Annotated in this window: 20 protein-coding genes; 11 read left to right on the top strand and 9 right to left on the bottom strand. The window is 68.0% G+C overall.

Annotated features, from left to right (window positions below; all coding sequences use genetic code 11):
- The 4 genes from LI92_RS04025 to LI92_RS04010 all read left to right on the top strand — a co-directional run.
- A partial coding sequence (locus LI92_RS04025; RefSeq protein WP_046316195.1) for a prolyl oligopeptidase family serine peptidase occupies positions 1-400 on the top strand: 400 nt, incomplete at its 5' end.
- Positions 397-1,563, top strand: coding sequence for a pyridoxal phosphate-dependent aminotransferase (locus tag LI92_RS04020; protein ID WP_046316193.1), 1,167 nt, complete (start codon positions 397-399; stop codon positions 1,561-1,563). The genes LI92_RS04025 and LI92_RS04020, both read left to right, overlap by 4 nt.
- A gap of 43 nt (positions 1,564-1,606) precedes the next feature.
- Positions 1,607-2,005: a heme-binding protein gene (locus tag LI92_RS04015; RefSeq protein ID WP_046316191.1), complete on the top strand. Its 399-nt coding sequence runs from the start codon at positions 1,607-1,609 to the stop codon at positions 2,003-2,005.
- Positions 2,006-2,014: 9 nt separating this feature from the next.
- A complete protein-coding gene (locus LI92_RS04010) occupies positions 2,015-3,289 on the top strand; it encodes a hypothetical protein (protein ID WP_046316189.1) in 1,275 nt (424 codons plus the stop codon).
- Here the strand turns inward: LI92_RS04010 and LI92_RS04005 are convergent.
- Positions 3,284-3,754, bottom strand: coding sequence for a hypothetical protein (locus tag LI92_RS04005; RefSeq protein ID WP_152665321.1), 471 nt, complete (start codon positions 3,752-3,754; stop codon positions 3,284-3,286). The genes LI92_RS04010 and LI92_RS04005 overlap by 6 nt on opposite strands.
- Before the next feature lie 65 nt (positions 3,755-3,819).
- On the opposite strand from LI92_RS04005, the gene LI92_RS04000 reads away from it, so the two are divergent.
- Positions 3,820-4,680 (top strand): alpha/beta hydrolase, encoded by an 861-nt coding sequence (locus tag LI92_RS04000; RefSeq protein ID WP_046316185.1) that lies wholly within the window; start codon positions 3,820-3,822, stop codon positions 4,678-4,680.
- Between the two features lie 16 nt (positions 4,681-4,696).
- Here LI92_RS04000 and hsaB read toward each other — a convergent pair whose 3' ends face one another.
- Genes hsaB through hsaA form a run of 3 tightly spaced genes read right to left on the bottom strand, consistent with a single transcriptional unit; the run spans position 4,697 to position 7,409 of the window.
- On the bottom strand, positions 4,697-5,266 hold the full coding sequence (gene hsaB / locus LI92_RS03995; protein ID WP_046316183.1) for a 3-hydroxy-9,10-secoandrosta-1,3,5(10)-triene-9,17-dione monooxygenase reductase subunit: 570 nt from the start codon (positions 5,264-5,266) through the stop codon (positions 4,697-4,699).
- A 2-nt stretch (positions 5,267-5,268) separates the two neighbouring features.
- On the bottom strand, positions 5,269-6,168 hold the full coding sequence (gene hsaC / locus LI92_RS03990) for an iron-dependent extradiol dioxygenase HsaC (RefSeq protein WP_046316181.1): 900 nt from the start codon (positions 6,166-6,168) through the stop codon (positions 5,269-5,271).
- A gap of 50 nt (positions 6,169-6,218) precedes the next feature.
- Positions 6,219-7,409: a 3-hydroxy-9,10-secoandrosta-1,3,5(10)-triene-9,17-dione monooxygenase oxygenase subunit gene (hsaA, locus tag LI92_RS03985; protein ID WP_046316179.1), complete on the bottom strand. Its 1,191-nt coding sequence runs from the start codon at positions 7,407-7,409 to the stop codon at positions 6,219-6,221.
- Between the two features lie 173 nt (positions 7,410-7,582).
- On the opposite strand from hsaA, the gene LI92_RS03980 reads away from it, so the two are divergent.
- Positions 7,583-8,671 (top strand): ferredoxin--NADP reductase, encoded by a 1,089-nt coding sequence (locus LI92_RS03980; protein ID WP_046316203.1) that lies wholly within the window; start codon positions 7,583-7,585, stop codon positions 8,669-8,671.
- A gap of 23 nt (positions 8,672-8,694) precedes the next feature.
- Positions 8,695-9,255 (top strand): hypothetical protein, encoded by a 561-nt coding sequence (locus tag LI92_RS03975; RefSeq protein ID WP_046316176.1) that lies wholly within the window; start codon positions 8,695-8,697, stop codon positions 9,253-9,255.
- A 31-nt stretch (positions 9,256-9,286) separates the two neighbouring features.
- Here the strand turns inward: LI92_RS03975 and treZ are convergent, their stop codons facing one another.
- From treZ to glgX, 3 genes are read right to left on the bottom strand one after another with little or no spacing between them, the layout of a single operon-like run.
- A complete protein-coding gene (gene treZ / locus LI92_RS03970) occupies positions 9,287-11,029 on the bottom strand; it encodes a malto-oligosyltrehalose trehalohydrolase (protein ID WP_046316174.1) in 1,743 nt (580 codons plus the stop codon).
- Positions 11,022-13,319, bottom strand: a complete 2,298-nt coding sequence (gene treY, locus LI92_RS03965) for a malto-oligosyltrehalose synthase (protein ID WP_046316172.1) — start codon at positions 13,317-13,319, stop codon at positions 11,022-11,024. Before treY ends, treZ begins: the two co-directional genes overlap by 8 nt.
- 3 nt (positions 13,320-13,322) lie before the next feature.
- The gene (gene glgX, locus LI92_RS03960) at positions 13,323-15,455 is read right to left on the bottom strand and encodes a glycogen debranching protein GlgX (protein WP_046316201.1); all 2,133 of its coding nucleotides are present in this window, start codon (positions 15,453-15,455) and stop codon (positions 13,323-13,325) included.
- Between the two features lie 191 nt (positions 15,456-15,646).
- Between glgX and malQ the strand changes: the two genes are divergently transcribed.
- Genes malQ through LI92_RS03945 form a run of 3 tightly spaced genes read left to right on the top strand, consistent with a single transcriptional unit; the run spans position 15,647 to position 20,832 of the window.
- On the top strand, positions 15,647-17,644 hold the full coding sequence (gene malQ / locus LI92_RS03955) for a 4-alpha-glucanotransferase (protein WP_046316170.1): 1,998 nt from the start codon (positions 15,647-15,649) through the stop codon (positions 17,642-17,644).
- Positions 17,645-17,674: 30 nt separating this feature from the next.
- A complete protein-coding gene (gene treS, locus LI92_RS03950; RefSeq protein ID WP_046316169.1) occupies positions 17,675-19,477 on the top strand; it encodes a maltose alpha-D-glucosyltransferase in 1,803 nt (600 codons plus the stop codon).
- Positions 19,474-20,832 carry a maltokinase N-terminal cap-like domain-containing protein gene (locus LI92_RS03945; protein ID WP_046316166.1) on the top strand — a complete coding sequence of 453 codons (1,359 nt, stop codon included), beginning with the start codon at positions 19,474-19,476 and terminating at the stop codon, positions 20,830-20,832. Before treS ends, LI92_RS03945 begins: the two co-directional genes overlap by 4 nt.
- Here the strand turns inward: LI92_RS03945 and glgB are convergent.
- A complete protein-coding gene (glgB, locus tag LI92_RS03940) occupies positions 20,819-23,050 on the bottom strand; it encodes a 1,4-alpha-glucan branching protein GlgB (RefSeq protein ID WP_046316164.1) in 2,232 nt (743 codons plus the stop codon). The two genes, LI92_RS03945 and glgB, sit on opposite strands and share 14 nt — an antisense overlap.
- Before the next feature lie 148 nt (positions 23,051-23,198).
- A complete protein-coding gene (locus LI92_RS03935; protein WP_046316199.1) occupies positions 23,199-25,328 on the bottom strand; it encodes an acyl-CoA dehydrogenase family protein in 2,130 nt (709 codons plus the stop codon).
- Positions 25,329-25,546: 218 nt separating this feature from the next.
- Between LI92_RS03935 and kstR the strand changes: the two genes are divergently transcribed.
- On the top strand, positions 25,547-26,218 hold the full coding sequence (kstR, locus tag LI92_RS03930) for a cholesterol catabolism transcriptional regulator KstR (protein WP_046316162.1): 672 nt from the start codon (positions 25,547-25,549) through the stop codon (positions 26,216-26,218).
- Positions 26,219-26,245: the final 27 nt, after the last annotated feature.

The following is a 26,245-nucleotide window of genomic DNA, read 5'->3' as shown; positions in this document are numbered from 1 at the left end:
CATTCCTTTCGACCGGGTCTTGACACCGCGCGGACGTGAGCTGGCCGACCGGGCGGAGACCGTCTGCAAGACCGAACTGGACCGGCAGGTGGCCGGAACTCGGCTCGACGAGCTGTTCAGCGCACCGGTGGCGTCGCTGGACGGCATCGAAGCGGCGCTCGATGGCTTCATGGGCACCCCGACCGAGGGATATGACCGGCCGATCTTCCTCGGGCACGGTCTGCTCGACACCGACGTTCCGCCACAGTCCACGCAGACGTTGCATCAGCAGCTCATCGCTCATCATCAGGACGTGGAGTTGCATATCTATCCCGACCAAGATCATTCCGGCACGGTGCTCGCCTCCATGCCCGACTCCACCCGCTTCCTGCACCGCATCATGACGGAGGGTGGCCCATGACCGACCGTGTGGCGATACGCGCGGGCATTCCGCCCTTCCATGTCATGGACGTGTGGCTGGCCGCGGCCGAACGCCAACGCACCCATGGCGATCTGGTGAACCTGTCGGCCGGGCAGCCCAGCGTGGGCGCTCCCGAACCGGTGCGCGCCGCCGCCGCCAGGGCCCTGAACGCCAACCAGTTGGGCTACACCGTCGCGCTGGGCATCCCGGAGCTGCGTGCGGCCATCGCCGGCTCCTACGCCCATCGCTACGGGCTGAGCGTCGACCCCGACGATGTGGTGGTGACCACGGGCTCGTCGGGCGGTTTCCTGCTGGCGTTTCTGGCCTGCTTCGACGCCGGTGACCGGGTGGCGATCGCCAGCCCAGGTTATCCCTGTTACCGCAACATCTTGACCGCCCTGGGCTGCGAGGTGGTCGAGATCCCGTGCGGGCCCGAAACCCGATTCCAGCCCACCGCTGCGATGCTGGCCGAGCTCGAAGGCCCGTTGGCCGGTGTGATCGTCGCCAGCCCGGCCAATCCGACCGGCACCGTACTGGAACCGGCGGAGCTGGCCGCGATCGCCACCTGGTGCGACTCCGCCGGGGTGCGGTTGATCAGCGACGAGGTGTACCACGGCCTGGTCTATGACGGTGCACCGCAGACCAGCTGTGCCTGGGAGACCTCGCGCAACGCGGTGGTGGCCAACAGTTTCTCCAAGTATTTCGCCATGACCGGGTGGCGGCTGGGCTGGCTGCTGGTGCCACCGGCCTTGCGCCGCGCCGTGGACTGTCTGACCGGCAATTTCACCATCTGCCCTCCGGTGCTGGCCCAATATGCCGCGGTCGCGGCCTTCACCCCGGAGGCCATCGCCGAAGCGCAAGGCCACCTACGGCACTACGCCGCCAACCGGGAACTACTGCTGGGCGGGCTGCGAAACTTGGGCATTGACCGGCTGGCCCCCACCGACGGCGCCTTCTACGTCTATGCCGACATCGCCGAGCACACCGCAGACTCACTGGACTTCTGCGCGCGCCTGCTGGCCGACACCGGGCTCGCGCTGGCGCCCGGAATCGATTTCGACACCGAGCGCGGCAACACCTACGTCCGTCTCTCGTTCGCAGGCCCGACCGCCGACATCGAGGAGGCACTGCAACGGCTCCGCGGGTGGCTGCCCCTCCGGTAGGTTTACCCCAAGCTGGAAATACCTGATCGAAGGGATCATCGCTATGCGCACCACCACCACTTCCCGGCTGGCGCTTGGCGCGGCGACCGTAGGCATCCTGGGTGCTGTGGCCGCTGCCGCGACGGCCGGACTCAGCTCGCCCGCCGATGCCGCGCCCGACCCGTGCACCGCAGCCGGGCTGTCCAGCACCGCCAGTGGCGTCCTGAGCCAGGCTGGCGCGTTCCTGCACGACCACCCGGAGGCCAACGACGTGCTGACCTCCGCGGCCACCATGCCCGCGGACCAGGCCAAGTCCTCGGTTCAGGGCTACTTCATCGGCCACCTCGACCAGCTCTCGACCCTGCAGGGCATCGCCCAGCCGCTCACCGACCTGAAGAACCAGTGCGGGATCGCGGTCTCGCCGACCCAGCTGGCCATGCTGCTGGAGACCGTCAGCAAGTAGGCCCGGGCGATGGCCCTGGTGATCACTGAGCAGGAACGAGCCGCGCTGGCGCAGGCGGCCGGTTTCGGGTTGTTCGCCGCCATCACCGGACGCCGGTCGCGACGGTTTCCGGTGGGCGGCGCCATTCCGGCAGGTGCGCTGGCCTACACCAGCCGCCGTCCGGTGCAGCCGTTGTCGGAGGTCGAGCGAGCCCTGCTGCTGTCGCTGATGGCCGGCACCACCGGCTGGCACGACGGCATCGCGCACCATCCGGGGTACGCCCCGGCGCTGCCGAACTATCCCGGCAGCGCCACCGGGCGGGCCATGCCGTCGGCCGCCGGTTTTCACACCAGCCAGCTGTTTTTCACCGACGACACCGGCTGTTACCTGCTGCCCACGCGCGACCAGCAGCCACAGCAGTTCGACACCATCGAACAGTGGATAAGCCATACCGCCGATTCCTATGTACGGCTGTCAGATTCACGCCTGGAGTTGCCGCGCGAAGAGCCCTACATGGAAGGTCATAACACCTGGATCGGCAACCATCCGGGCAGTCTGCTGGCCTTCAACGTGGCCGACCTGTCCGAACATCTGCTGGAGAATCTGTGGTTCTTCGCGGCGAACGGCTACCCGGTCCGTGATGACATCAACGACCGTGAGATCCCCGGCGTCTCAGCTTTTCCCGGCCTGACCCATGCCGACGACCCGATACCGCTGTCGTTCGTCGAGCAGTACACCCTGACCGAGGCCAGTGCCGAACTGTCGATCGCGGCGCACAACGGCGCCCTGGCCCTGCAGGCGATGGGTCTGGGCGGCTGGATCTTCGACGGGCTGGACCGGTTGTCGGTACTGGGCGGCTCGGGCGATCCGCGCGCACCCGGTCTGGGTTTCGTCGCCGACACCGATCCCCGCTGGCCTTTCCCGAACGTCACCGGCCTACCCGGCCACTTCGAGACGCTCAGCCCACCGCATGTCACCTCCGTCGCCGAGGGTGTCCGCAAGCTGGTGGACCGCAAGTTCGGGCCCGGTGGCCCGTCGCACCCCGAGACGCCGGGGCCGTGGTCGGACAGCGCTGCGGTGCGCGGCACGGCTCTGCCGCCGGACGGCATCGCCGAACTGGTCACCTGCCAGGCGTCCTACATCTACGACACTTTCGGCAAGCTGCCGGGCACCGTCCCGACCGTGCACGTGTTGATGTATCTGCAGGCCCAACACCTGGACATCGACTTCTACGACCAGTTCTACGCCCCGGGTGCCTACCTGCACACCCACGCCGAGCACCAGCGATGCTGGCACGGCTCATGAGCGGCGGTGCACCGCGCCGGTGATGGTGTAGCCGAGCCCGACTGCCAGCAGTGCGAACTTGACCGACGCCGCGCCGCGGGCGCGCCGGGCGTTGGCGTCTAGGTCCACCCCGTCGAGTACCCGCAGCAGCGCCACCCCCTCGACCGCGTCACCGGCAACCGCGGCAATCGGTAGCAGCCGCAGCGCGATCGGATGGCCGCGGCGGCGGCGGACACGTTCGACGAACAGCAGCGCGGCGGCGCCGTAGGTCAGCATGTAGCCGAAGTCGAGCCACAGCGACCAGCGCGCCCAGCGCCGGCCCTCCGGTCCCCAAACGTCCAAGATCTGCTGGGTTCGCTCGCGGTTGCCGGCCAGCTCGAATCCGATGATGCCGGGACCGCCCGTCTTGCGCATCCCGCGGTCCAGCACCAGCATCACTGCGGCATAGGCAGCGGTCGCCGCTGCCGACCAACCAAGTCGCTTCACCCGCTGCATGGTAGTCCCGCAGCTGGATGGTTCAGCGGCGCATTCGCCAGCTAGCATCTCGCTCCATGGACAGAGCCGACGTCACCTTCTTGTCCGCCGGAACACATTGCACGGGATGGCTGTATCGGCCGAGCAATACTGCCGGCGATGTCCCGTGTGTAGTCATGGCGCACGGTTTTGGGTTGACCCGCCACGATGGACTGCCCAGCTACGCAGAAGCGCTGGCGCACGCCGGGGTCGCCGTACTCGTCTATGACCATCGCTATCTAGGCGATTCGAGCGGCCAACCCCGGCAACGCATTCGGACCAGCGAGCAGCTCGAGGACCGGTTGGCCGCTATTGCCTTCGCACGGACGCTCGAGGGAATCGACCCCGACCAGATCATCCTCTGGGGTTACTCGCTCAGCGGTGGAACCGCGGTGGAGGCCGCCGCTGCAGATCAGCGCGTGAGCGGCGTGATCCTGCTCTGTCCCTTCCTCGACGGCAGATGGCAGACGATCCACGCACTCAGAGCTGACCCCGGCAATACGCTGTGGCTGACGGCGCAGGCCATGCGCGACGCTCTGATACCGCTGGTCGCCGCCCCAGGCGGCCGCGCCGGAGTGACCTCTCCCGGCGAACTGGAGGGATTTCTGTCCGTCGTGGCACCGGGTTGGCGCAACGAGGTGCATGCCGGCCTGGCTCTGCGCCTGCCGCTCTGGCGTCCAGTGACCCAGGCGAGAAGGCTCCACTGCCGGGTCCTGGTTCAGGCCGGCGAACGTGACATCACGGTGTCGGCGCGGGCCATCGATCATCTCGCCCGGCGGGCACCGCAGGCGACCCGAAAGAGCTACGACGCCGACCACTTCGAGCCGTTCCGCGACGGGTATTCGGCCCAGATCATCGCCGACCAGGTCGGCTGGCTCAGAGCTCTGTCACGAGCCTGAGGGCACCACCCAGCAACTACAGCCAGGTGTCGTCGGTGGTGGTGGTGAGGAATGCTTCGAGGTCGTCGCGCCAGTGCGCTGGCGTGGTCTTGTCCGGCTCGATACCGGTGTAGTCGCCGCGATAGAACAGCAGCGGCCGCGGCTTCACCTTCGGCACATCCGAAAGGGACTGCACCGCACCGAAGACCACGAAGTGGTCGCCGCCGTCATGCACCGAGGCCACCGTGCAGTCGATGTGCGCCAAGGACCCGGCCAGGATCGGCGACCCAAGCGGGGACGGCTGCCAGTCCACACCGGCGAACTTGTCCGGCTCGCGGGAGCCGAACCGGGCACAGACATCCTTCTGCTCCTCGGCCAGGATGTTGACGCAGAATTTTCCACTGGACTCGATGGCCTGCCAGGACCGCGACTGCTTGGTCGGGCAGAACAGCACCAGCGGCGGGTCCAGGGACAGCGCAGCGAACGACTGGCAGGCGAACCCGACCGGCACCTCGTTGTCCACCGTGGTGATGATGGTGATGCCGGTACAGAACTGGCCGAGCACATTACGAAACGCGCGCGGGTCGATCCCGGGTTCTTCGGCCACAGCTATTGCATACCCACGGTGAAGTCATGCCCCCAGAGGCTGACAGCCGTGCTCTCCCGGGCCACCCAGTCCTCGTCATCGACCTCGAGCCCCTCGCAGCCGAACTCGACCTGAAAACCGCTGGGCGCCTTCATGTAGAACGACAGCATCTTGTCGTTGACATGCCGGCCCAAAGTGGCGGCCATGGGGATCTTGCGGCGCGCGACGCGGTCCAGGCACAGGCCGACGTCGTCGGCGTTCTCCACTTCCACCATGAGGTGCACGATTCCGGTGGGCGTCGGCATCGGCAGAAACGCCAGGCTGTGGTGACGCGGGTTGCAGCCGAAGAACCGAAGCCAGGCCGGCTCGCCGTCGGCCGGGCGGCCGACCATCTGCGGGGGCAGCCGCATGGAGTCGCGCAGCCGGAAGCCGAGCACGTCGCGGTAGAAGTGCAGTGCCTCGGCGTCGTCCTTGGTGGACAGCACCACGTGGCCCAGGCCCTGTTCTTCGGTGACGAACCGGTGACCGTAAGGGCTGACCACCCGGCGGTGCTGCAGCGCCACCCCGTGGAACACCTCAAGGTGATTTCCCGACGGGTCGTCGAAGGCGATCATCTCCTGGACGCAGCGCTCGGCCAACTCGGCCGCGGTCGCCTCCTTGTAGGGCGTGCCCTCGGCTTCCAGGCGCCGCCGGATGTCAGCCAGCCCTTCGGCGTTGGCGCATTCCCAACCGGAAACCAGCAGCCGGTCGGTGTCACCGGGCACCACCACCAGCCGGGCCGGGAACTCATCCATCCGCAGGTACAGCGCACCCTCGCAGGTGCCGGACCCCTCGACCATGCCGAGAACCTTCAGCCCGAAGTCCCGCCAGGCCGCCATGTCGGTGGCCTGAATTCGCAGGTAGCCCAGCGAACGGATACTCATCGGTGATACCTCCAGCTAGCTCGTCGTTGTCCCGGCCAGGTCCAGTTCGATCAGACCATGGTGTCGCCGGGTGGCAACCCGAACTCGTGGTTACCGAAGATCATGTATGCGCGCTCCGGGTCGTTGGCCGCGTGCACCCGACCCGCATGCGCGTCACGCCAGAACCGCTGCACCGGTGCGTCATTGGACAGCGCCGTGGCTCCGGCCGCCTCAAACAACCGGTCGATGGAGGCAATGGCCCGGCCGGTGGCACGGACCTGGTCCCGCCGGGCCCGGGCCCGCAGCTCGAACGGGATCTCCTTGCCGGCGGCCAGCAGCGCGTACTCGTCGCCGACGTTGCCGATCAGCTGACGCCAGCCGGCGTCGATGTCGCTGGCGGCCTCGGCGATGCGGACTTTGGCGAACGGGTCGTCCTTGGCCTTCTCCCCGGCGAACGCCGCACGCACCCGCTTGCCCTGGTGCTCCACGTGCGCCTCGTAGGCGCCGTAGGCCATGCCCATGATCGGCGTCGAGATGGTGGTCGGGTGAATGGTGCCCCACGGCATCTTGTAGACCGGCGCGGTGTTGGTCTTGTAGCCGCCGGCGGTGCCGTCGTTCATCGCCCGGTAGGACAGGAAGCGGTGCCGCGGCACGAAAGCGTCCTTGACCACCACGGTGTTGCTGCCGGTGCCACGCAGGCCCACCACGTGCCAGACGTCGTCGATGCGGTAGTCGGAGATCGGGATCAAGAAGCTGCCGAAGTCGACCGGCTTGCCGTCCTTGATCACCGGACCGCCGAGGAACGCCCAGGTGGCATGGTCACAGCCCGACGACCAGTTCCACGAACCGTTGACGATGTAGCCGTCGGCGGTCTCGGTGACCACACCTGCGCCCATCGGCGCGTACGACGAGGAGATCCGGACGTTGGTGTCCTCGCCCCAGACGTCTTCCTGGGCCTGCTGGTCGAACAGGGCCAGGTGCCAGTTGTGCACGCCGATGATGCCGGCCACCCAGCCGGTGGAGCCGCAGGCACTGGCCAGCCGGCGCACCGCCTCGTAGAAGATGGTGGGGTCGCACTGCATTCCGCCCCACTGCTCGGGCTGCAGCAGCCGGAAAAAGCCGATCTCCTCGAGCGCCGCGACGTTGGCGTCGGGCAGCTTACGCAGGTCTTCGGTCTCCTGGGCGCGCTCACGCAACTGCGGCAGCAGGTCGTCGATGGCGGCCAACACCGACTGCGCGTCACGCTGTTGAATGGACGTCACTAGATTGCCTCCCAGGAGTGAACAGGTTCTTCCGGCCCGTTTTCCAACCAGCCTAGTGTGAGATTAGAACACGTTCCGATTTGTGTCGAGCAGGGTGTTCCTGCTGCTGGTGGCGATAGCGGACCGCTTTTCTGTAACCTGTTCTAGTTGTGACCGACGATGAAGGGCGGCCCGTGACGGAGACCATTCCGGACGAACCACTCGGTGCTCATGTGCTGGAACTGCAGATCACCGCAGTCGTCACCGAAACCGACGACGCCCGGTCCCTGGTTTTCGGCGTTCCCGACGGGCCGGACGACCCCGAGATCCCCGAGCAGCGGCTGAAGTACTCGCCGGGCCAATTCCTGACGCTGCGCGTTCCCAGCGACCAGACCGGCTCGGTGGCGCGCTGCTATTCGCTGTCCAGTTCGCCGTTCACCGACGATGCGCTGACGGTCACCGTCAAGCGCACCGCGCAGGGCTACGCGTCGAACTGGCTGTGCGACAACGCGCACCCCGGGATGCGCATGCACGTGCTGGCGCCCTCGGGCACCTTCGTGCCCAAGTCGCTGGACACCGACTTTCTGCTGCTGGCCGCCGGCAGTGGCATCACCCCGATGATGGCAATCTGCAAGTCGGCGCTGTCGCAGGGCAGCGGCAAGGTGGTGCTGGTCTACGCCAACCGCGACGAACGGTCGGTGATCTTCGCCGCCGCGCTGCGCGAGCTGACCGCGGCCTACCCTGACCGGCTGACGGTAGTGCACTGGCTGGAGTCGGTCCAGGGCCTGCCGTCGCGTGCGGCGCTGGCACAGCTGGCCGCGCCCTACACCGATCGCCAGGTCTTCATCTGTGGCCCGGGGCCGTTCATGCAGGCCGCCCGCGAGGCCCTGCAGGACTGCGACGTTCCCGCCGAGCAGGTCCATCTGGAGGTGTTCAAGTCGCTGGACGGCGACCCGTTCGCCGCGGTGACGATCACCGAAGCGCCGGAGGGCGAGCAGGCGGCGGCGCCGGCCACCGTCACCGTGGAGCTGGACGGCGAACAACACGAACTGGTGTGGCCCCGGCACGTCAAGTTGCTCGACCTGCTGCTGGACAAGGGCATCGACGCTCCGTTCTCCTGCCGGGAGGGCCACTGCGGCGCCTGCGCCTGCGAGTTGAAAAAGGGCAAGGTCACCATGGAGATCAACGATGTGCTGGAGCCTCAGGACCTCGCCGAAGGGCTGATCCTGGCATGCCAGGCCCACCCCGAGACCGATTCGGTGGAAGTGACCTACGACCAGTGATCGCCGGTCTAGGTTGGTGCGACATGAAGCGGTTGCTGATGGTGCCGGCCGCGTTGACGTTGCTGGCCGCGCTGATTCCGCCGGCGATCGCGTCGGCGGCCAGCGACTCCAAGACGTCACTGTTCCCGGTCAACGACGCTGATCAGCTGCAGACCCACAGTTGGGTCGACTGCAGCGCACCGCCGCTGTGCAGGTTCACCGTCGGGGTTCGGCTGCAGACGCCCGAGGGCCTGACCGGCTTCCCGCCCGACCTGTGGGCACGCCAGAGCACCGAGATCCGCTCGTCGAAGCGGACCGCCTATCTCGACGTGCACACCGACGGCGGCGAGGGCTGGTTCAAAGACCGCGGCGGACCGGGGACCAAGGTGTTCAAGGACGGCACCGGCGCGGTGATCCAGTCGATGTACTACGGCGAAGGTCCCCCGGAGAAGTACCAGACCAACGGCAGCATCGACGTCCTGGAGTATTCGACCGGCCAGCCCAAGACGGACGCCAACGTCATTGTCTGCACCCACGTGCAGGTGGTCTACGCCGGTGTCAACCTCACCACGCCCTCGACCTGCGCTCAGACGGTGTTCTCCTAGCCCCGGGCCGCAACGCCCCCTACGGGCCGGCTCATACCCGGCGGGACGATTCGCCCTCCGGGCGCAAGACCACGAAGGAGTGGCCCGGCAGTACGGTCGCGTCGGCCACCGTCTGGGGCGACCCCCAGGCCAGTACCGGCTCACCCCGTACCGGCACGCTGACCTCTGCCTCGCTGAGATTGCAGATAAGCAGCACCGGCCCGCGGCGCATCGCGATCCATCGCCGGTCCTCGTCATAGCCGATCTCGCTGGGTGCCGGCCAGGAACCGTCCGTGCCGGTTTCCCGGCGCAACCCGATCAGTGCCCGGTAGACGCCCAGCAGCGCAGCATGGCGTGGCTTCTCGAGCTCGGCCCAGACCAGTTTTGACCGCTGAAAGGTCTGTGGGTCCTGCGGGTCCGGGATGTCGTCGGCGTCCCAGCCGTGGTCGGCGAACTCGGCCTTGCGGCCCTCGGCGGTGGCCCGCGCCACCTGGGGGTCTTCGTGCGAACTGAAGAACTGGAACGGCGTCAGCGCACCCCATTCCTCGCCCATGAAAAGCATTGCGGTGTAGGGCGACAACAATGCCAGCGCCGCCTTGATCGCCAGTTGGCCCGACGTCAGGTTCTGTGACGGCCGGTCCCCCAGCGCCCGGTTTCCGATCTGATCGTGGGTACAGGTGTAGGCCACCAGTCGGGTGGCCGGAATCTGTGACTTGGGCACCGGACGGCCATGCCGCCGGCGGCGGAACGACGAGTACGTGGCCGCGTGGAAGAAGCCGTTGCGCAGCGTGGTCGCCAAGGTGGCCAGGCTGCCGAAATCGGCGTAATAGCCTTGCCGCTCCCCGGAGACCGCCGTGTGGATGGCGTGGTGGACGTCGTCATCCCATTGCGCGTGGATCCCGTAACCGCCGTCTGCGCGGCCGGCAACGGTCCGCGGGTCATTGCGGTCGCTTTCGGCGACAAGTGACAACGGACGGCCCAACTGTGCTGCAAGGGCATCGGTTTCAGTGGCCAGCTCCTCAAGAAGATGGATGGCCGTGGTGTCGACCAGTGCGTGCACCGCGTCCAGCCGGAGACCGTCGGCGTGAAAGACCCGCATCCAGCGCAGTGCGCAGTCGATGATGTAGCGCCGAACTTCGTCGGAGTCGGCGCCGTCGATGTTGATGGCACTGCCCCACGGGTTGCGCGTCTGCGACTGATACGGCCCGAAGCGCGGCAGATAGTTCCCGGAGGGGCCGAGGTGGTTGAACACCGCGTCGATCAGCACACCCAGACCGCGGCCGTGGCAGGCGTCGACGAAGCGCGCCAGCCCGTCTGGCCCATCGTAGGGCTCGTGCACCGCGTACCACAGCACTCCGTCGTAACCCCATCCGTGGGCACCGGAAAAGGCGTTGACCGGCATCAGCTCGACGAAATCGACGCCCAACCCGACCAGATGATCCAACTTCTCGATGGCCGAGTCGAACGTTCCGCCCGGCGTGAAGGTGCCGACGTGCAGTTCATAGATCACCGCACCGTCGACACGCCTGCCCGCCCAGTCCTGGTCGGTCCAGGTCAGGCCGGTGTCGTCCCACAGCGCCGAGCGCGCGTGCACGCCGTCGGGCTGCCGGGCCGACCGCGGATCCGGCAGCACTTGCGGATCGTCGTCGAGCAGGAAGCCGTAACGTGCGTCGGGCGCTACTTCGAGCGCCGTGCGCCACCACCCGCCGCCCGTCGGGGACATCGGGTAGACCACCCCGTCGACATCGAGCCGAACGACTCCCGGAGTCGGCGCCCAGACGGCGAAGTCAGCCATCGACGCGCTCCAGCAGAGCTACCGGCAGTTCGGCGAACAGTTCGACAGCAGACACCGCTCCGCGATGGCCGACACCGGAGAACGCGTCGGTCCAAGTGCCCGGCGGGAGCTCGACGACGGTGCCGTGCCATCCGGTGCCCTGCAGGCGCACCGTCCACCGGCTGACCGCCACCACGACGTCCTCGCCGCGCCGAAACGCCACGACGTGTTCGCCCGCCGGCCCGGACGCCGGCAGCGGGTGATGCCCGCCACGCAGGAAGGTGTCCGGGCGCGCTCGTCGCATCTGCAGCGCCGCGGCGACAACCCGCATCTTCGGGGGGCGCAGGGACCGAAGCGCGTCGTGGCGCGCGGCGAAGTCCACCGCGCGCCGGTTGTCTGGATCCACCAAGCTGTCGTCGCAGAATTCGGTGCCCTGGTAGACATCCGGGATGCCCGGAACGGTCAGCGCCAGCAGTTTCTGCCCCAAAACGTCGCTTTCGATATGCGGGGCGAGTTCGCGGGCGAGTTCGGTCATCTCGCGGGCGATGGGTCCGTCCAGGACGGCATCGAGCCAGCGATGCAGCGCGCCCTCGAACTCGGCGTCGGGGGCATGCCATGTCGTCCGCCTGGCCGCTTCGCGAGCTGCCTTCTCGGCATAGGAGTGCAGGCGCTCGCGCAGCGCGGAACTCACCCGGCCGTCGAGCGGCCATACGCCGAAGATGTTCTGCCACAGGAAAAGCCCGGTTGCCAGATCAGGAGACGGCGTGCGCGCTTCCCAGCGGGCCACGAAGTCCGCCCACAACGACGGCACCTGCGACAACACGCCGATACGGGCCCGTACGTCCTCACCGCGTTTGGTGTCGTGGGTGGACAGCGCGGTCATGGTGCCGGGCCAGTGTTGAGCCCTGGTGGCGGCCCGGTGATGAAACTCCGCGGCGCCCACCCCGAAACAGCTCGGGTCCCCGCCGACTTCATTGAGCGACACCAGCCGCGCGTCGCGATAGAACTGACAGTCTTCGATCGCCTTGGCGGTCACCGCTCCACACAGCTGCTGCAACCGCACCGCGGAATCGCCCCCGCCGGCGATCGCCGCCGCGACCAGCTGCAGCGGCTCGTCGAAATCGGACCGCTGCGCGCGGACCTGCCCCAGCGCCACCGGCAGGATCGCCGTCAGGCCCAGGTAGTCGCTGCGATAGACACCGATGCGACCCAGCAAGGCCACGATGGCATCGGTCAACTGCGGATGGTCGACGCCGGTGGCGGCCACCACACAACGGTGCAGCCGCGCCAGCTCGCCGGCCAGCGTCTCGGTTGCCGCGATCGCCTTCTGCTCGGCCACCAGGGCCGGCATCGCGCGGTAGTCGATTCCGGTGGTTTCGAACAGTTCGGTCAGCGCCGGCTCGCCTTCGGGGTCGATGAACAGCCCCCCGATCTCGCGCAGGGCGTCGTAGCCGGTGGAGCCTGCCACCGGCAGGCTCGGTTCCAGCGCCTCATCGACGGCCAGGATCTTTTCGACGACGATCCAGGCGTCCGGACCCACCAGCTCATGCAGCCACGCGAGATATCCCTGTGGATTCGCCAGACCGTCGGGATGATCGACCCGCAGGCCGTCGACGATCCCCTCGGCGAACCAGCGCGCCACCTCGGCGTGCCACGCGTCGAATACGGCACGGTCCTCTTGCCGCAGGGCGGCCAACGAGGTGATTGAGAAGAAACGCCGGTATCCGCAGCTGCCGTCACGCCAGCCGACCAACCGATAGTGCTGACGATCGTGGACTTGTGCGCCGCTGCCGCCGCCGGTTCCCGGCGCGATCGGCCAGACCAGATCACCGAGCCGCAGCACCTGCCCGTCGACGCTCAGATCGGCCACGTCGGCGTCAGATCCCAGTACCGGCAGTAAGACCCGGCCGTCACCGATGTCCCAGTCGATGTCGAAGAACGTGGCATACCGCGAGGCGCGGCCGTGCATCAGTACGTCCCACCACCACGGGTTCTGCTCCGGGCGTTGTACGCCGACGTGGTTGGGAACGATGTCGATCACCAGGCCCATGCCCCGGGCCCGGGCCGCGGCGGACAACCGGGCCAACCCGTCTGCGCCACCCAACTCCGCGGAGACCGTGGTCGGGTCGGTGACGTCATAGCCGTGCGCCGATCCACGCACCGCGGTCATGACCGGCGACAGATACAGGTGCGAAACGCCGAGTTCGTCGAGGTAGTCAAGCTGCTCTTCGGCATCGGCGAAGGTGAACGCGAATCCGCTTTCCGGGCCCCTCAGCTGCAGCCGGTAGGTGGACAGCACCGGGCGCGTCATACCTCAGCGTACTTTCCGCAGGACGAGCAGCGAACGCCCGCGCACCGATACCTCTTCCCGGGCGCGAACGGGCTGCGCCCTGGGCGATGCCGGCTCCGCGGTGTCCATGTCAACGGTCCATTCTTGCGCGTATTCTTCGCCGGGAACGGCAAACCCGACCGTTTCCTCGTGCGCATTGAAGCACAGCACAAACGAGTCATCCACCACCCGCTGACCGCGCATGTCAGGCTCGCGGATCGCCTCGCCGTTGAGAAACACCGTGACGCATTTGTCGAATCCGTTTTCCCAGTCATCGGAACTCATCTCACGGCCGGCGGGATTGAACCAGGCGACGTCGCCGATCTCGTCGCCGTGCCGCACCGGACGTCCCTGCAAGAACCGGCGGCGGCGAAATACCGGATGCTGTTTGCGAAGCCGCGTGAGGCCGCGGGTGAAGCTCAGCAGTTCGGCGTTGGTTTCGGCCAGGGACCAGTCCATCCAGGCCAGTTCGGAGTCCTGGCAGTAGGCGTTGTTGTTGCCGTGCTGGGTGCGGCCCAGCTCGTCACCGTGCGCGATCATCGGCGTCCCCTGCGACAGCAGCAGGGTGGCAAGGATGTTGCGCATCTGTCGCGCGCGCAGCGCCTCGATGTCCGGGGCGTCGGTGGGTCCTTCGACGCCGCAGTTCCACGACCGGTTGTGGCTTTCGCCGTCGGAGTTGTCGTCGCCGTTGGCCTCGTTGTGCTTCTCGTTGTAGGACACCAGGTCGCGCAGGGTGAACCCGTCGTGCGCGACCACGAAGTTGATACTGGCGCCGGGCCTGCGCCCGGTGCTCTCGTAGAGGTCGGACGAACCGGTGAGGCGGGATGCGAACTCCCCCAGTGTCTCCAGCTCACCGCGCCAATAGTCCCGCACGGTGTCCCGGTACTTTCCGTTCCATTCGGTCCACAGGCCGGGGAAGTTCCCCACCTGATAACCACCTTCCCCGACATCCCACGGCTCGGCGATCAGTTTGACCTGGCTGACCACCGGGTCTTGCTGAATCAGATCGAAAAACGCCGAAAGACGATCCACGTCATAGAATTCGCGAGCAAGTGTCGATGCCAGGTCGAAGCGAAACCCGTCGACGTGCATCTCGGTCACCCAGTACCGCAGTGAGTCCATGATCAGTTGCAGCGCATGCGGGTGACGCGCGTTGAGGCTGTTGCCCGTGCCGGTGTAGTCCATATAACGGCTGGGGTCGTCGGCGACGAGCCGGTAGTAGGCGGCGTTGTCGATACCGCGGAAGCTGATGGTCGGCCCCAGGTGGTTGCCCTCAGCCGTGTGGTTGTAGACCACATCGAGAATCACCTCGATGCCCGCTTCGTGGAAGCTGCGCACCATGGTCTTGAACTCCGCTACCGCTGCCCCCGGTTGCCGGCCGGCCGCGTACTGGCTGTGCGGCGCGAAGAATCCGAAAGTGTTGTAGCCCCAATAGTTCCGCAGACCCATCTTCAGCAGGCGGTCGTCGTGCATGAACTGGTGTACCGGCATCAGCTCGACAGCGGTGACGTTGAGGGCCTGCAGGTGGTCGATGACCACCGGATGCGCCAGTCCGGCGTAGGTGCCGCGCAGCGCCTCCGGAATATCCGGATGCGTCTGGGTCATGCCCTTGACATGGGTCTCGTAGATGATCGTTTCGTTGTACGGGGTCATCGGCCGCCGGTCGGTCGCCCAGTCGAAGTACGGATTGATCACCACGCTGGTCATCGTGAGCCCCAGCGAATCCACCCGGGGCAGCGAATCGGCCTGCGGAAAGTCGCCTCCGGCCGCCATGTCGTAGGAGAACAGGGCCTGATCGAAGGCGAAGTCGCCCGCGAACGCTCTGCCGTAGGGGTCGAGCAAGAGTTTGCTGGGGTCGCATCGGTGTCCGGACGGCGGGTCGAACGGCCCATGGACCCGGAATCCGTAGTGCTGTCCCGGCGCCACCGACGGCAGATAGCCGTGCCAGACGTAGCCGTCGACCTCCTCGAGCCCGATGGCGGTCTGCCGGCCGTCGTCGTCGATCAGGCACAACTCAACCCGCTCGGCGATCTCGGAGAACAGTGCGAAGTTGGTTCCCCCGCCGTCATAGCTGGCGCCGAGCGGGGCACCGTTGCCCGGCCAGACCTCAAGCGGCATGGGCGGGTCGCCGAGGCGATCCGCGGCGGCGGTCACGGCCTCGGCCTGGTCGGGGGTAACGCTCATACTCACTCCATCTCGTCGGCACCGCCGGCGCCGTTGCCTGAGCCGGGGCTACCCGCCTGCTGGGCGGTCAAACAATCGCCGCGCAGCGACGTTGAAACGCACCGCAGGCGGGTATAGGGGTTGTCGTGGTGCCCGAGGACCTACGCCGGCTGGCGGCGGCGCACGGCGTGGCCACGACCTATCGCAATGAGCGCCGCGAGTTGGTGCAGGTCGACGCCGATGTTGTGATCCGGGTGCTCGGGTTGCTCGATGTCGCGGCCGGCAACGCAGCCGACCGGCAGCGCGAGTTGGGCCGGCTTGCACAGGGTGACCGGCCGGGGGCGGCACCGTCTACCGCCGCCGTCCGGTTGACCGGCCGGCCGCACCCGTTTCCCGGAGCCGTTGCGCTGGTGGGCGAGGACGGGCAACGCACGGTGGTGCACGACGAACTGCCCGCCGGGCTGCCGCCGGGCTGGTACGACGTGGAGCTGCGTTCGGGCCGGCGGATGACCCTGGTCGCCGCTCCCCCGCAGGTGCCGCAGGCGCCGCGCGCGTGGGGATGGATGCTGCAGCTGTACGCGTTGCGGTCCACCCGCTCCTGGGGCATCGGTGATCTGGCGGATCTGCGCGATTGGATCACGTGGACCGCCGCCGAACACGGCGCCGCGGCGGTGCTGCTCAACCCGCTGCAGGCGCCGGGGCCGACGCATCCGGTGCAGCCTTCGCCGTACACGCCGTCGAGCCGGCTGTTCGCGAACCCCCTGGCACTGTGCATCGGCGACCTCGGCGCCTACCACCGTGCCGACCCGGACACCCGCGCCGAAGTCGATGCGCTGCGTGTGGCCGCCGACACCGCGCGTATCGACTACGACCTGGTCTGGGCAGCCAAACGCGCCGCCTTGGAGTTGCTCTGGCGCGCCGACGGACGCCCGGGGCTCGCGGAGCCGGCCCGCGCGGCGCTGCGAGACTGGGCCACCTACTGCGCGCTGGCCGAATGCCACGGCGGTCGCTGGTCGGCATGGCCGGCGCCGCTGCACGACCCGGTCGGGCCCGCGGTGGCGGCGGCCCGGCGGGAGCTGGCGCCACGGATCGCCTTTCATGCCTGGGTCCAGCAACGCTGCAGCGGGCAGCTTCTCGCGGTGCAGACCGCGGCCAGGGACGCGGGCATGGGTGTGGGCGTGCTGCACGATCTGGCCGTCGGCGTCGACCCCGATGGCGCCGATGCCTGGGCCCTGGCCGACGTGCTGGCCGGTGCGGCCAGCGTCGGGGCACCGCCGGACACCTTCAGCCCGCACGGACAGGATTGGCGGCTGCCGCCCTGGCGGCCGGACCGCCTGGCCGCCACCGGCTACCGCGCGGTGCGTGACATGCTGCGCGCCGTGCTGGCCCACGCGGACGGCGTGCGCATCGACCACGTCGCCGGGTTGTGGCGGCTGTGGTGGATCCCGCCCGGCGAGACGCCGGACCGCGGCACCTACGTCCACTACGACGCCGACGTGATGCTCGCGGTGCTGGCCCTGGAGGCATATCGCGCCAACGCCGTCGTCATCGGCGAGGACCTGGGCACGGTCGAGCCGGAGGTCTCGCGGGCGCTGGCCGACAACGGCATACTCGGATGCGCGGTCTCCTGGTTCGTCCGCGATCAGTCCGCCCCCCGCCAGCCGCTGCTGACGCCGGCCCAGTGGCCCGCGGAGGGGGCCGCCAGTATCTCCACCCATGACCTGCCCACCGCGGCCGGATTCTTGCGGGCCGAGCACGTGCGGGCACGCGCCGACCGGGGCCTGCTCGACGACGTCGCCGCCGCGCGGGCCGCCGCCGAGGCCGAACGGGCCGAGTGGCTGGCATTGCTTCGGTCTGAGGGCCTACTCGAACCGGTGGACGACGACTTGGCACCGGACGATCCGCGGATCATCGAGGCCATGCACCGCTTGCTGGCCGACACGCCCTGCCGGCTCAAGCTGGTCTCGCTCTATGACGTGCTGTCCGATCCCTGCCAGCCCAACCTGCCCGGCACGGTGGACCAATACCCGAACTGGCGTCTGCCGTTGTCGGAGTCTTTGGAGCAGCTGCGCGGCGACTCGCGCATCGCGCGCACGGCGGCGGTGTTCGCACACCGCCATGGTCACCAAACGCCCGGCCGGTAACCGCGGCCGGATTGGGGTACATGTCGAGATATGGCCGCCGACGCCGACGACGTATCTGGTCAGAACCTGCCAGACCCGGCAGCGGGCAGCCATGTCGAGCACGGGATAGTCGAGCACCCGCGCGCGGAGGACTTCGGCGACGCCGCGGCCGTGCCCGCCGATCCGATCTGGTTCAAGCGGGCGGTGTTCTACGAGGTACTGGTCCGGGCGTTCTACGACTCCAACGGAGACGGCATCGGCGATCTGCGGGGCCTGACGGAGCGGTTGGACTATCTGCAGTGGCTCGGTGTCGACTGCCTGTGGCTGCCGCCCTTCTACGATTCACCGTTGCGCGACGGCGGCTACGACATCCGGGACTTCTACAAAGTACTGCCGGAGTTCGGGACCGTCGACGATTTCGTCGAACTGCTCGATGCCGCGCACCGGCGCGGCATCCGGGTGATCACCGACTTGGTGATGAACCACACCTCCGACAGCCACCCGTGGTTTCAGCAGTCCCGCCAGGAGCGCGACGGTCCGTACGGCGACTTCTACGTGTGGAGTGACACCAGCGAGCGGTACAGCGGAGCCCGGATCATCTTCGTCGACCACGAGGAATCCAACTGGACGTTCGACGTCGTGCGCAAGCAGTTCTATTGGCACCGGTTCTTCTCCCACCAGCCCGATCTGAACTACGACAACCCGGCGGTTCAGGAGGCCATGCTCGACGTGCTGCGGTTCTGGCTGAACCTCGGCATCGACGGGTTTCGCCTGGACGCGGTGCCGTATCTGTTCGAAAGGGAGGGAACAAACTGCGAGAACCTGCCCGAGACGCATGACTTCCTGAAACGCTGCCGAAAGGTGGTCGACGACGAGTTTCCCGGCGCCGTGTTGCTGGCCGAGGCCAACCAATGGCCCGCCGACGTGGTCGCCTACTTCGGCAACCCCGAGACCGGCGGCGACGAATGCCACATGGCGTTCCACTTCCCGCTGATGCCACGCATTTTCATGGCGGTACGCCGCGAGTCGCGCTTCCCGATCTCGGAGATCATGGCGCAGACTCCGCCGATTCCCCGGCGCGCGCAGTGGGGAATCTTCCTGCGCAACCACGACGAACTGACATTGGAGATGGTCACCGACGACGAGCGCGACTATATGTACGCCGAATACGCCAAGGATCCCCGGATGAAGGCGAACGTCGGAATTCGGCGCCGCTTGGCCCCGCTGTTGGACAAAGACCGCAACCAGATAGAACTCTTCACCGCGTTGCTGCTGTCGCTGCCCGGTTCCCCGATCATCTACTACGGCGACGAGATCGGCATGGGCGACATCATCTGGCTGGGCGACCGCGACGCGGTGCGCACCCCGATGCAATGGACCCCCGACCGCAACGCCGGGTTCTCCACCGCGAACCCCGGCCGGCTCTACCTGCCGCCGATCCAGGACGCGGTCTACGGACATCAGTCGATCAACGTCGAAGCCCAGCGCGACACTTCCACGTCTCTGCTCAACTGGACCCGCACCATGCTCGCCGTACGCCGCCGCTATGAAGCCTTCGCCCTCGGCGAGTTCCGTGAACTGGGCGGGTCCAACCCGTCGGTGTTGGCCTACGTGCGGGAGATCGCTGGCCACCATGGGCGGGTCCAGGGGGACACCGTGCTCTGCGTCAACAACCTGTCACGCTTCCCCCAGCCGATCGAGTTGAACCTGCAGCACTGGGATGGGCATACGCCGGTGGAACTCACCGGTTCGGTGGAGTTTCCGCGGATCGGAAAGCTCCCGTACCTGCTCACGCTGCCCGGGCACGGCTTCTACTGGTTTGAGCTGTGCGAGCCGAAGGAGAAACTGTCATGACTGCTGGCACCGGAGACCCGGCGCGCCTGCCGTGGGCGGAGTGGTTACCGACGCGGCGGTGGTACGCGGGACGAAACCGGCAGGTGGCCGAGGCCAAAGCCGCTCTGGTGGTGGAGCTGGGCGACGGGCTGCAGCTGGTGATGCTCGCCATCGGCTACACCGACGGTACCGCCGATCGCTATCAGGTGATGGTCGGCTGGGACGTGGACCTGGCTCCCGAGTACGCCCAGATCGCCGTGATCGGGACCGCCGGTGGCCGTACCGCTTGCGACGCGCTGTACGACTCTTCGGCTACCCGAGTCTTATTGTCGCTCATCGATTCCGCGGCGCGGCGCGGCGACATCACGTTCGCCCCGCAGCCGGGGGCGACGCTGCCGAGGGGCGCTGAGTCTCGGGTCTCGGATGCCGAGCAGAGCAACACCAGCGTCATCATCGAGGACAAAGTGGTCCTCAAGGTGTTCCGGCGGCCCAGGGCCGGTATCAACCCCGACATCGAGCTGAACGCGGCGCTGGGACAGGCCGCCAATCCCCATGTGCCGCGCCTGATGGGCTCTTTCCAGCTTGAGCTGCCCGGCGACTCCGGCGTAGTGCCCTATGCGCTGGGCATGGTCAGCGAGTATGTGGTGAACGCCGCCGAGGGCTGGGCGATGGCGACCGCGAGCGTACGCGACCTGTTCGCCGAGGCCGACCTGTATGCCTATGAGGTGGGCGGCGATTTCGCCGGCGAGTCCTACCGGCTCGGTGAGGCGGTCGCCTCGGTGCACCAGACGCTGGCCGACACCTTGGGGACTTCGCGATCCGCCTTCCCCGCACCGACACTGCTGTCGCGTTTGGCGGCGACGGCTGCGTCGGTGCCGCAGGTGCGTCCCCACCTGGCCGCCATCGAGCAGCGCTATACGGCCCTGGCCGGGCAGACCGTCGCGGTGCAGCGAATCCACGGCGACCTCCATTTGGGTCAGGTGCTGCGCACCCCGGCCGGCTGGCTGTTGATCGATTTCGAAGGTGAACCCGGCGCTCCGTCGTCGGAGCGCCGGAGACCGGACTCCCCCCTGCGGGATGTCGCGGGGATCTTGCGGTCCTACGAGTACGCCGTGTACGGCAAGTTGGCCGACCTGTCGCGCGACGGACCCGACCGGCAACTGGCGACCCGGGCCCGTGAGTGGCTGGACCGCGCCCGCAGCGCGTTCTGCGAGGGTTACGGCGCGCAGTCCGGTACCGACCCGCGCGAGTCGGCGGCGTTGCTCACCGCCTACGAAGTCGACAAAGCGGTCTACGAGGCCGGCTACGAGGCAAGCCACCGGCCGACCTGGCTGCCGATTCCGCTGCGGGCACTGACTCGGCTCACGGCTGCGTGAGGGGCTCGAGCCACAGGGCTGACAGCGCGGGCAGCACCAGCAACGCCGATGCGGGGCGGCCGTGCCAGGGTTCGTCTATGGCGTCCACTCCCCCGAGGTTGCCGACGCCCGCGCCGCCGTAGTCGAGCGCATCGGTGTTGAGTATCTCGCGCCACCTGCCGGCGAACGGCAGGCCCAAGCGGTAACCGCTGCGCACCACACCGGAGAAGTTGAACACCGCAGCCAGCACCGATCCGTCGGTCGCATAACGCAGAAAGCTCAGCACGTTGTTGGCGGAGTCGTTGGCGTCGATCCAGGAATAGCCGGCCGGGCTGACATCTGCGCTCCACAGCGCGGCATGGCGGCAATAGATGGCATTGAGATCGCTTGTCAGGAACTGTATCCCGGCTGACAACCCGGATTCCTCCTCTCGTGGGTCGAGCTGGAACCAGTCCAGGCCGTGGTGCGACCACTCGGCGCGCTGGCCGAACTCCTGGCCCATGAACAAGAGTTGCTTGCCGGGATGGGCCCACTGATAGGCCAGCAGACTGCGTACCCCGGCCGCCTTCGCGCAGTCGTCCCCGGGCATACGGCTCCACAGCGTTCCCTTGCCGTGCACCACCTCGTCGTGGCTGATGGGCAGCACGAAGTTCTCGCTGTAGGCGTAGAGCATCGAGAAGGTCATCTCCTGGTGGTGGTAGCAGCGGTGCACCGGGTCGTGGCCGAGGTAGGCGAGCGTGTCATGCATCCATCCCATATTCCATTTCATCGAAAAGCCCAGCCCACCAAGGTTTGTCGGCCGAGTAACGCCGGGCCACGATGTCGACTCCTCGGCGATGGTGACGATTCCCGGCGCCGACTTGTGCGCTGTCGCGTTCATCTCCTGCAGGAACTGCACCGCCTCGAGATTCTCTCGACCGCCGTAGACGTTGGGGGTCCAGCCGCCCTCGGGCCGCGAGTAGTCCAGGTAGAGCATCGATGCGACGGCGTCCACCCGCAGCCCGTCGATGTGGAATTCGCTGAGCCAGAACAGTGCGTTGGCCACCAGAAAGTTGCGCACTTCGGGGCGGCCGAAGTCGAACACATACGTTCCCCAGTCCAACTGTTCGCCGCGCCGCGGATCGGCATGCTCGTACAACGGGGTGCCGTCGAAACGACCCAGCGCCCAAGCGTCTTTCGGGAAGTGCGCCGGAACCCAGTCCACGATGACACCGATGCCGCCGCGGTGCAGGGCCTCGACCAGCACCCGGAAATCGTCGGGAGTACCGAAACGAGCGGTTGGGGCGTAGTAGGAGGTGACCTGATACCCCCACGATCCCCCGAAGGGGTGCTCGGCCACCGGCAACAGCTCTACGTGGGTAAACCCCTGCTCCACAACATATTCCGTCAGTTCCTCGGCGATCTGTCGATAGCTGCGACCCGGCCGCCAGGATCCGAGGTGTACCTCGTAGATGCTCATCGGTTCGAACACCGGGTTGGCCGCCGCACGCCGGGTCATCCAGTCTTGGTCGCTCCAGGTGTGGCGACTGACGCTGACCCGCGAAGCCGTCCGCGGCGGGGCCTCGGCGGCGAAGGCCATCGGGTCGGCCCGTTGCGTGACGACGTCGTCCGCGCCGTGAATCCGGTATTTGTACAGCCCGCCGATGGGGAATCCCGGCAAGAACAGCTCCCAAACGCCGGAGCCGCCGAGCACCCGCAGCGGTGCGCCGATCCCGTCCCAGCCAGTACTGTCGCTGATCAGGCCGACACCTCTGGCACCCGGCGCCCACACCGCGAACGACACCCCGGTCACCGCGCCGTCGGGGGTGTCGAAGCTACGCGGATGCGCCCCCAACCCCTGCCACAGCCGTTCGTGGCGGCCCTCCCCGAACAGGTGCAGGTCGACCTCGCCCAGGGTCGGCAGAAAGCGATAACCGTCGGCCTCGATCCGGGGCTGTCCGGCGTCGGGATAGTCGACCTGCAGCCGGTAGTCGATCAGCCCGGTGAAGGGCAGTGCGGCGGTGAAAAGTCCGTTGCCCCGCGGTTGCATGGGCACCCGGTCGTCGCCCACCACGACCGTCACGCCGCGCGCGGCCGGGCGCAGCGTCCGAATGACCGTGTGTCCCCCGTGCTCGTGGGCGCCCAGGATCGCGTGCGGGTCATGATGCGTTCCCGACAACAACCGCGCGAGGTCCCCGGGCCTGACGTCCGCGGGCCTGATGTCCTCGGCCTTCATGCGCGGCCCACCGCGCCTGGACATGCGCGCCCGGGACGGCGCACCACCTCGATTCGGCCCGGCACCCACCACTCCGTTCGTCAGCTGCGCTCCGGGCAGTGGGTACCCGCGGCGGCCGAAAGCTACGCGAAGTGGCTACACGCGTCCCGGCGGCCAACGCCGCCGGTGGGGCCTAACCGCGCGGCAACCTCAGCAGCCGCTCGGCCGCCAGCGTCAACAGGATCTGCTCGGTCCCGCCGGCGATCGACAGGCACCGGGTGTTGAGGAAGTCGTGCACCTGGCGACCGGCCACCGCCCCGGCCCCCTCGGCCACGTCCATCCGGAACTCCGCCAGGTTCTGCCGGTAGCGCACCCCGATGAGCTTGCGCACCGAGGACTCCGAACCCGGGTCTTGGCCGCCGACGGCGAGCTGGGCGATGCGTTGGTCCAGCAGCGAACCCGCTTGAGCGGCGATGATCAGCCGGGCCAGCCGCTCGGCGGTGGCCGTGTCGGGTTCGGATTCCGCCAGGGTCTGCAGCAGTTCCTCCATCGGATTGCCCAGCGCGGTTCCGCCGGCGATGGCGACCCGCTCATTGGCCAGGGTGGTCCGGGCAAGTCGCCAGCCGTCGTCGACGTTGCCCACCACCAGTTCGTCGGCGACGAACACGTCGTCGAGGAAGACCTCGTTGAACAGGGCGTCACCGGTGATCTCGCGCAGCGGACGGATGTCGATGCCCTCGGAGGCCATGTCGATCAGGAAATAGGTGATGCCCTTGTGCTTCGGCGCCTCCGAGTCCGTCCGGGCCAGGCAGACGCCCCACTGCGAGTCGTGGGCCCGCGAGGTCCAGACCTTCTGGCCGGTCAGTCGCCAACCGCCGTCGACCTTCACGGCCTTGGTGCGCAGGGCCGCCAGGTCCGAGCCGGCGCCGGGCTCGGAGAACAGCTGGCACCAGAAGATCTCCCCGGTCAGTGTGGCCGGGATGAATCGCTCGATCTGTTCGGGGGTGCCGTGCTCGAGAATGGTCGGCGCCGCCCACCAGCCGACCACCAGGTCCGGACGCTGGACGCCGGCGGCCGCCAGCTCCTGGTCGATCACCAGTTGCTCGGCCGGCCCGGCGGCCCGGCCGTAGGGAACCGGCCAATGCGGCGCCAGCAGGCCCGCTTCGGCCAGCGCCGCCTGTCGCCGCTCGGCGGGCAGGGCGGCTATGCGGGCCACCTCCGCGGCGATCTCGGGCCGGACATCGGTGGCCTCGCCGAGGTCCACCTCCAGCCGGCGCCGCACCCCGTCGCGGGTCAGCGCCGCGGTGCGCCGCAACCACCGCTCGGGCCCGCCCAACGCCTGCCCGATGCCGTAGGCGCGGCGCAGGTACAGGTGCGCGTCGTGTTCCCAGGTGATGCCGATACCGCCGAGCACCTGGATGCAGTCTTTGGCGTTGGCCTTGGCGGCGTCGATGCAGATGGCGGCGGCGACAGCGGCGGCGATCGCGAACTGCTGGTCGTCTGGGTCGCCGGCAGCGCGCGCCACATCGCCGGCCGCCACCGCGGCCTGGTCGGCCCGGCACAGCATCTCCGCGCACAGGTGCTTGACGGCCTGGAAGCTGCCGATCGGCTTGCCGAACTGTTCACGCACCTTGGCGTAGGCGACGGCGGTGTCCAGCGCCCAGCGGGCCACCCCGGCCGCTTCGGCGGCCAGCACCGTGACCACCAGGTTCTCGATCCGGTTGCCGGACTCCAGGAGCACCGCCGGCGCGGCCGACAGCGTGACCTTGGCCAGCGGCCGGGAGAAGTCGGTGGCCGGCAGGGGTTCGACAATCACCCCGTCGGCGCGGGCGTCGACCAGCACCCAGTCCTGGCCGTCGGGGCCGACCGGCACCAGCAGCAGCCCGTCGGCGGTGGCACCGAGCACCCGCTCGGCGGTCCCGGAGGCCTGGCCCGTCGCGGCGTCGAAGCTCACCGCCGCCGAGTCGGTGTCGGTTGCCACCCCGGCAACCCGCTCGCCCGCGGCCAGGGCTTCGGCCAGCTGGGGATCGGTGATCACCAGCGTGGCCAGGGCGGTGGTCGCCACCGGTCCTGGGACCAGGGCTTTTGCGGCTTCATCGACCATCGCGCAGAGGTCTTCGAGGCTCCCGCCGGCTCCACCGGACTCCTCGGGGACCGCAACTGAGAACAGACCCAATTCAGCCAGACGAGCGAAAACGGCTCGCCAGGAATCGGTTTCGCCCAGTTCCGCGGCGCGAATCGCGTCGGTGGTACCCGCCGCAGCGGCCCAGTCGCGGACCAGCTCGCGAGCGGCGAGCTGGTCGTCGGTGATGGTCACGGACACGCTGGGCACCTCCGGGTCGAAACTGACTTGACGGCGGGTGGGCCTGGAAGGCCACCCCACCCACTAGAACGTGTTCTAATAGTGCCAGCGTCGGAGCGTCAAGTCGAACCGTTATGGCTGGACACGTCGGGTCCGGCCGGTGTCGGGAGTAATAAATTCAACTACGCGGTGCGTATCGTTATCAGCCAGAGGATCAACGGAGGGAGGCGCGCAGCACAATGTCGTCACCAGCCGAGGGCAACTCAGGCCGAGGATCGGCCAGCCAACCGCGCGAGGTGGTCAATGTCGCTGTGCTCAACGAATCCGACCTAGGCTCCGAAGCACAGCGCGAACGCCGCAAGCGAATCCTGGACGCGACGCTGGCCATCGCCTCCAAAGGCGGCTATGACGCGGTGCAGATGCGTGCCGTCGCCGACCGTGCAGACGTGGCCGTCGGCACGCTGTACCGCTACTTCCCCTCTAAAGTTCACCTGCTGGTCTCGGCGATGGGCCGGGAGATCGCGCGGGTGGACACCAAGACCGATGCCGCGACGTTCGCCGCAACCACCCGCCACCAGCGGCTCAACCTGGTGGTCAGCAAGCTCAACCGCGCCATGCAGCGCAACCCGCTGCTCACCGAGGCGATGACGCGCGCCTACGTCTTCGCCGACGCCTCGGCGGCCGGTGAAGTCGACCACGTCCAGAAGCTGATCGACTCGATGTTCGCCGGAGCGATGAGCGACGGGGAGCCCACCGAGGAGCAGTACCACATCTCGCGGGTGATCTCGGATGTGTGGCTGTCCAACCTGCTCGCCTGGCTGACCCGGCGCGCGTCGGCCACCGACTTCACCACCCGGCTGGACTTGGCTGTCCGGCTGCTGATCGGCGACGACGACAGCCCCAAGGTCTGACCCGAGGACAACGGCGATGCGCGTCGG

Source organism: Mycobacterium sp. UM_Kg1 (assembly GCF_000972925.1).
Classification (GTDB): Bacteria; Actinomycetota; Actinomycetes; order Mycobacteriales; family Mycobacteriaceae; genus Mycobacterium; species Mycobacterium hiberniae.
This window is presented reverse-complemented; position numbering and strand designations above follow the sequence as displayed.

Coding starts and splice junctions, on each gene's coding strand:
- LI92_RS04020 (WP_046316193.1), top strand. CDS start 397: ATGACCGACCGTGTGGCGATACGCGCGGGCATTCCGCCCTTCCATGTC.
- LI92_RS04015 (WP_046316191.1), top strand. CDS start 1,607: ATGCGCACCACCACCACTTCCCGGCTGGCGCTTGGCGCGGCGACCGTA.
- LI92_RS04010 (WP_046316189.1), top strand. CDS start 2,015: ATGGCCCTGGTGATCACTGAGCAGGAACGAGCCGCGCTGGCGCAGGCG.
- LI92_RS04000 (WP_046316185.1), top strand. CDS start 3,820: ATGGACAGAGCCGACGTCACCTTCTTGTCCGCCGGAACACATTGCACG.
- hsaC (WP_046316181.1), bottom strand. CDS start 6,168: ATGAGTATCCGTTCGCTGGGCTACCTGCGAATTCAGGCCACCGACATG.
- LI92_RS03975 (WP_046316176.1), top strand. CDS start 8,695: ATGAAGCGGTTGCTGATGGTGCCGGCCGCGTTGACGTTGCTGGCCGCG.
- treZ (WP_046316174.1), bottom strand. CDS start 11,029: ATGGCTGACTTCGCCGTCTGGGCGCCGACTCCGGGAGTCGTTCGGCTC.
- treY (WP_046316172.1), bottom strand. CDS start 13,319: ATGACGCGCCCGGTGCTGTCCACCTACCGGCTGCAGCTGAGGGGCCCG.
- glgX (WP_046316201.1), bottom strand. CDS start 15,455: ATGCCGCTTGAGGTCTGGCCGGGCAACGGTGCCCCGCTCGGCGCCAGC.
- treS (WP_046316169.1), top strand. CDS start 17,675: ATGGCCGCCGACGCCGACGACGTATCTGGTCAGAACCTGCCAGACCCG.
- LI92_RS03945 (WP_046316166.1), top strand. CDS start 19,474: ATGACTGCTGGCACCGGAGACCCGGCGCGCCTGCCGTGGGCGGAGTGG.
- glgB (WP_046316164.1), bottom strand. CDS start 23,050: ATGTCCAGGCGCGGTGGGCCGCGCATGAAGGCCGAGGACATCAGGCCC.
- kstR (WP_046316162.1), top strand. CDS start 25,547: ATGTCGTCACCAGCCGAGGGCAACTCAGGCCGAGGATCGGCCAGCCAA.